The organism is Microcystis sp. LE19-8.1F, assembly GCF_027531715.1.
Taxonomy (GTDB): Bacteria; Cyanobacteriota; Cyanobacteriia; order Cyanobacteriales; family Microcystaceae; genus Microcystis; species Microcystis wesenbergii_A.
Genome location: NZ_JAPZSO010000108.1, coordinates 1 through 5958, shown reverse-complemented (window position 1 = coordinate 5958; position 5958 = coordinate 1). Strand labels below are relative to the sequence as shown.

4 protein-coding genes and 1 pseudogene are annotated in these 5958 nt (G+C 42.8%); 2 read left to right on the top strand and 3 right to left on the bottom strand.

Annotated elements, in window-relative coordinates; all coding sequences use genetic code 11:
* Together O9334_RS22890 and O9334_RS10825 are read left to right on the top strand one after the other, a co-directional pair.
* A pseudogene (locus O9334_RS22890) lies at positions 1-220 on the top strand (hypothetical protein); the annotation flags it as partial.
* 38 nt (positions 221-258) lie between these two features.
* Positions 259-1014 (top strand): hypothetical protein, encoded by a 756-nt coding sequence (locus tag O9334_RS10825; RefSeq protein ID WP_288000269.1) that lies wholly within the window; start codon positions 259-261, stop codon positions 1012-1014.
* A gap of 147 nt (positions 1015-1161) precedes the next feature.
* Here the strand turns inward: O9334_RS10825 and O9334_RS10820 are convergent, their stop codons facing one another.
* The 3 genes from O9334_RS10820 to O9334_RS10810 form a co-directional block, all read right to left on the bottom strand.
* Positions 1162-2430 (bottom strand): glycosyltransferase, encoded by a 1269-nt coding sequence (locus tag O9334_RS10820; protein ID WP_045360209.1) that lies wholly within the window; start codon positions 2428-2430, stop codon positions 1162-1164.
* Entirely contained in the window at positions 2430-4172 is a 1743-nt protein-coding gene (locus O9334_RS10815) for an ABC transporter substrate-binding protein (protein ID WP_190381183.1), read from the bottom strand. The genes O9334_RS10820 and O9334_RS10815 overlap by 1 nt, the downstream gene beginning before the upstream one ends.
* A 198-nt stretch (positions 4173-4370) precedes the next feature.
* The gene (locus O9334_RS10810; RefSeq protein WP_045360212.1) at positions 4371-5510 is read right to left on the bottom strand and encodes a citrate synthase; all 1140 of its coding nucleotides are present in this window, start codon (positions 5508-5510) and stop codon (positions 4371-4373) included.
* Positions 5511-5958: the final 448 nt, after the last annotated feature.

Sequence of the window (5958 nt, the reverse complement as noted above, 5' to 3'; positions counted from 1 at the left end):
AACCCTTATAGAGAAAGGCATTTAGCGATTTTTGTCAATTGTTTTTGCTCTAGAGCGAACTAATCAATTAAGTCTCTTGCCAGATAAGGATTTAGTCGATTTATGCCCCCCTATCGAACCATACCAAGTAACGAAGAACCTCCTGTCTCCTGTCTCGGAGTCTCCTGTCTCGACTAGGAAATTAATTTTGCACGACTACTTAACAGCAAACCCTAATTAGCGATAAAATGGGTGTGATCTTCAAATCTGACCTGTTATATGACTAATCGCTTAGAAGTTGAGTCGGCTATTAAGCAACTGCCAGAAAGTGAAGTCCGCTCTCTGGCAAACTGGCTTCAAGACTATCTTGATGAGATGTGGGATAGACAAATTGAAGCGGACCTAGCATCGGGAAAATTAGATCGCCTCAGCGCTCAGGCGGAAGAGGATATTGCAACCAACAACGTCAGAGATCTCGATTTACCATTAATCATGGATGAACCGATAGATATTGAAGTAGTTAGGACTGAAGCACTAAGAAAGCTGGGTAGAAATATAGTTAATTTTTCAAAGATTGAAGGTATTTTAAAGTATCTACTTTCAGTGACTCAGATCGAGGGATTATCAACATCAACTCGTAACCAGTTGGTTGACAATTATGAGAGCTTTCGTAAGGACACATTAGGTCGCCTAGTTTGGAAATTACATGACACTGTGCTGGTGGATGATAGTCAGTCTGAAGCTCAACTAGACTCTTCTGAGTTAGGTATGTCTTTGTCATTTAAGGTTTCCTATAGTGACTCAGATTTCTTAAATGCTCAGAAACAGGCTCTCTTAGACATTGTGGCGGAACGAAACAAGTTGATTCATGAATATTTAGCGCCACTGGATACTAGCTCTATAGAAGACTATTACAAGTTAATCAGTCTTTTAGATGAACAAAACCCTCGATTATTAGCTCATCTTGAAGAGCTTGGGTGGATGCTAACCTCATGTATAGAGTTAGTAAAAGACCTTCAATCATTCATTAAATGACCAGACTTTCACCAGTTTATACACTCTAGCCAATCCGATGCCTAACAAGTGCGTGTATAGGGAACGGCGGCAGACACTATCGGTTATGATGCAGACAGTTGGTCACATCCTGTCCGCAGGAAAAACTTTTTCAGCAGACCCTAGCCATTATACCGATAGGACGGGTTGGCCAGTAGAAATGGCTTTTTCGACGATATCGGCGGCCATTTTCACTCCTCCAGTCTTCTGTAGTGCTTTTTGCATTCTCAGGGCATTTTCTCGGTAACTGGGGACGGATAAGACCTTTTCAATCGCCTTTCGTAAACGGGGAGCTTCTAGACGGGAAATCGGAATCACTTCCCCTGTCCCCGACCATTTTATCCGAGCAGATACCCCCGGTTGGTCGTTAGCGATGGGAATGGCCACCATCGGTACAGCTTGGGCAAGGGATTCTAGGGTAGTATTTAAGCCTGCGTGGGTGATAGTAAGAGAGGCTCTGGTTAAAAGCTCTAATTGGGGAGCGTAGGGAACAACTAGGGCGTTTTTTGTCGTTATTTGAATGTTAGAGTCGGTGTTGCCCAAGGATAAAACTAATTGTACCGGCAAATCGGCACAGGCTTCGGCGATCGCATTAAAGGCCGATTGTAGGCGATTTTGAATTGTACCGAGGGAAGCATAAATCAAGGGTTGTCCGGTTAATTTTTCGTAGGGAAAAGGAATCGTTTTTCTGGTGGAGGAATCGTGAAAGGGACCAGTAAAGTGGAAGTGAGCGGGTAAATTTGACCGAGGAAACTCGAATTCGGCGGGTTGTTGGCTAATTTGGGCAAGGGGGGAATAGCGTTGATTGATGTTTTGATAGGGAATTAACCCCCATTCTTGACGCTGCCGGTTGATTAACTCATTCAGGGGACGAGTCAGAGAGTCAAGGAGTTTATAGCCAAGTTTATTGCGAATAACCCCGATAAATGAGGGATTATAGTCCCAACTGGTCATAAAGGGCGGAATAAGCGGATCGCGATTTAAAACCAATGCCGAACAAAAACTGATAAAGGGAATAGCCAATTTTTCTGCGATTGTACCCCCTGAGGCGGAGACTTGATCGACAATTAGGGCATCAATTCCCAAGCGACGCATCTCTTCAGGGATAGTTTCAAAGAGGGCAGCGGTAGAATCACTTACTAATTGTACCGTGCGACGGACGGCGGCTGTTCCCTGTAATTGACCAATTTCGGCTAAAATTTTGGCTGATGTGCCTTTCGGATATTGGTCGGGTGCAATTGCCTGAAAATCTAACCCGGCTGCTTGCACCATTTCTTCATCATCAAGAGTTAAAAAACAGGTAACTTTATGACCGCGTTTTTGTAATTCTTTTCCTAAAGGTAGGAGAGAATAAATATGTCCAGAAGTTGTAGGACAAAGGATGCCAAAATGAGTCATTAAACACCTCCACAGGTTTTCTTTAATTCTTCTAGATTCCAGAATGCACCACCCAAGGCGGAGAATTGTATTCCTTCAAAGCAGTTACGCACGGCCCCCAAAGCGAGGGGATTGACAAGATAAATAAACGGGACGTATTCCTGTTGAAGTTGTTGAATTTCATTATAGATAACTTTGCGCTTCTCAAAGTCTAATTCTTGGGAACCTTTGACGTATAAATCGGCGATTTTTTTCTCCCAATCCGCCGCTTGCCAGCCTTGAATTGGCGGGCTGCCGGGTTGAGGTTGTTGGTTAAAAGCGTGGAGATTTCCATCTACATACCAAATATTGGGGGCGTGGGGTTCGTTATCGCCGGTAAAACCTAAAATATGGGACTCCCAATCTAGACTATTACTTAGTTTATCAACTAAATTGCTAAAAGCGATCGCTTGAAAATCCACTTGAATTCCTATGGCGGCTAAATCATTTTTAATTTGTGCGCCTATTGCTTCCCGGATTTTGTTACCCGCGTTAGTAATCAGGTTAAATCTAACGGGATTATTATCGGCATCGACTAGGAGATTATCACTATTATACTTAAATCCGGCCTCTAATAATAATTCTTTGGCTTTTTCGGGATTATAATCGTAACCTTTCAGGGTTTGATCGTAAAAAGGCGATTGGATAGAAAGAAAAGAATTTTGTTCTTGTCCTAACCCTCGATAGATATCATCAATCATTCTTTGACGATTAATGCCGTAGGCAATAGCTTGACGGAAATTTAAGTTATTAAACCACCTGGATTTAATCGGACTTACTAGGGGTTTTCCGTCGCGTTTGCCTTGGTTGAGATTAAAACTGATAAATTGGGTTCCGTAGGCAGGTCCCCCGTTAAAAATCGTGAAATTTCCTCTTTCTTCTTCGGTTTTTAATAGGGAGAAAAATTCGGGAGTTACCGCAATAGAATCTAAACTTCCCGAACGAAATTGTAGTAAAGTTGTATCCTGAGATTCAACAATTGCCCAAATTACTGAAGTTATATGAGGTAATTGTTGTCCCTGAGCATCTTTTTTCCAATAGTAAGGGTTATTCTCAAAAATAATCCTTTGTCCCGTTATATATTCTTTTAGTTTATAAGCACCGTTAAAAACAATTTTATCGGGAGGAGTATCTAACCCCCAAGTGGAGAGAAATTCTAACCTACCATCGGGGCTTTTTTTCTGAATAGTTTTTTCTAAAGCGTGTTTAGGTAAAATCGGTGAACTGACAGCATCTAAAAAAGGAGCAAAAGGTTCGGGGAGTTTAAATTCGATTCTGCGATTATCTAGTTTAGTGATAACTGGAAATTCTTTTTTTAATCCTATTCTTAAACTATCGCGGTAGTTGTTAGGAATATCAGGATTTAGATATAAGTCTTTATAGGTAAAAACCACGTCATCAACGCTTAAGGGTTGACCATCCGACCATTTTAAACCCGCTCTGATAGTAAAAATAATGCTCAAATTATCATCGGAAATTGTCCAAGATTCTGCCAAGACCGGTTCTTTTTTGCCAGTAATGGGATTTTCTGTTAATAGTCCTTCGTAGGTTAAACCAAAAATATTCGGGGATTCGGCCGATAAAACAGCATTAAAGGTTTTTGGGTCACTTAATACCGATATGACCACTTGATTGCGTCTAACTTGATTACCACAAGCAGTTAGGGAAATCAGCAATAAACAAGAAATTAAAAATACCGTTAATCCCCGCCAAAATTTCACCATAATCTTTAATATTTTTCTGTCTGACTACCTAGAAGTAAAGACCTTGTCTGACTATATACACCGAAACTGACCAAGGGGAAAGCCGCTGGACTGTTTCCTTGCCCCATCAATATAACAGGAAATGAGACAAAAAATCTCGCCTAGGAAAGATTGACAAAGGCGAGAAACCGTGTTTCCATCAAGAATGGGAGATAAAATCTAAGAACGTTGTTCGATCGGTGTATAGGGGATATCGTGTAGTCCGGTGTAGATTTGGGTAGGACGGAAAATGCGGTTAGCATTTAATTGTTCTTTCCAGTGGGCTAACCAACCGGCCACCCGGGAGATGGCAAAAATCGGGGTAAATAAATCACTGGGGATGCCTAATTTCCGATAGACCAATCCCGAATAGAAATCCACATTAGGATAGATACCTTTTTCGCCGTAGATATCCACCATTGCCTGTTCTAATTCTAGGGCTATATCGTAGTATTCATCGGAACCTAATTCCGCGAATAATTGTTCGGCAAGATTTTGTAAAATCGTCGCCCGGGGATCCTTAACTTTATATACCCGGTGTCCAAAACCCATAACTTTTTGTTTATTAGCGATACATTTTTCCACATAGGGACGAACATTAGCCACCGAACCGATTTCCTCTAACATTAACAATACTTCCTCGTTTGCCCCACCGTGGAGGGGGCCGGCGAGAGTTCCCACTGCTGAAGCGATGACACCGTAGGGGTCGGTTAAAGTGGAGGCCGTGACCATGGCCGAAAAAGTCGAGGCATTCATGGTATGTTCGGCGTGGAGAGTCAAACAGACATCGAAAACTTTCGCCGCTAAATCCGTTGGTCGTCTTTCCGTCAACATATAGAGGAAATTGGCCGCATAATCAAGACTATCGTTGGGCTGAATGGGATGATTACCTTTGCGAATTAATTGAAACGCCGCCACCATGGTGGGGATTTTCGCTAATAGCCGGACTACTGCCTGACGGATATATTCGGGATTATCCAAAGCCCGACGGGCATAGTATAACCCCAAAGCCGCCGCCGAAGTTTGTAGCGCATCCATGGGATGGCCTTTTTCGGGGAAGCATTTCATCATGTCTTCGATACGGTACTTGATGCGTCGATGATAACGGATTTCATCGGCAAATTCTTCCAGTTCCGCCGCCGTGGGCAGAACACCCCAGATAAGGAGATAGGCGGTTTCGAGGAAGGTACTTTTTTCGGCGAGTTCCTCAATCCGAATGCCCCGATACTCTAAGATTCCCTTTTGCCCATCCACAAAGCTGATACTCGATTGGGCGGCGGGAATTCCTTCTAAACCTGGCCGATATTCACAAACTGTCATAGTTCTACCTTTCCGTGGCGAAGATTAAGCCCTAACGCTAACTTACTTGATCTTTCCACCCTTACCGAAATTTTATAGAAATTCTTCGGTTCTGCCTCTCCTGTTCAGGATTGGGGAGAAGTGGACGGAAATTACCCCTATTTAGCGATTGCTTCGTCGATTTAGTCCAACCCTGCCCTAGCGCATTTTTTCTGGGCTTACTGTTGCGACTCTAGCTAGAGGACTTGATATTTATCTACTTTTATTGTAGCGAGACTATCTCGATCGATTGAGTCGATCAATAATTTTTTTTAAGTTTCTTCGGGATTAAGTAGTCGTGCAAAATTAATTTCCTAGTCGAGACAGGAGACGGTCGTCAGGAGACGGTCGTCAGGAGACGGGAGACGGGAGACGGGAGACGGGAGACGGGAGACAGCTATTAGGGATCGGATTTGAGTTTTCAGTTCAC

What these genes read in the sequence shown, in the direction of transcription:
- O9334_RS10825 (WP_288000269.1), top strand. Translation starts at nt 259, where the DNA reads ATGACTAATCGCTTAGAAGTTGAGTCGGCTATTAAGCAACTGCCAGAA.
- O9334_RS10815 (WP_190381183.1), bottom strand. Translation starts at nt 4,172, where the DNA reads ATGGTGAAATTTTGGCGGGGATTAACGGTATTTTTAATTTCTTGTTTA.
- O9334_RS10820 (WP_045360209.1), bottom strand. Translation starts at nt 2,430, where the DNA reads ATGACTCATTTTGGCATCCTTTGTCCTACAACTTCTGGACATATTTAT.
- O9334_RS10810 (WP_045360212.1), bottom strand. Translation starts at nt 5,510, where the DNA reads ATGACAGTTTGTGAATATCGGCCAGGTTTAGAAGGAATTCCCGCCGCC.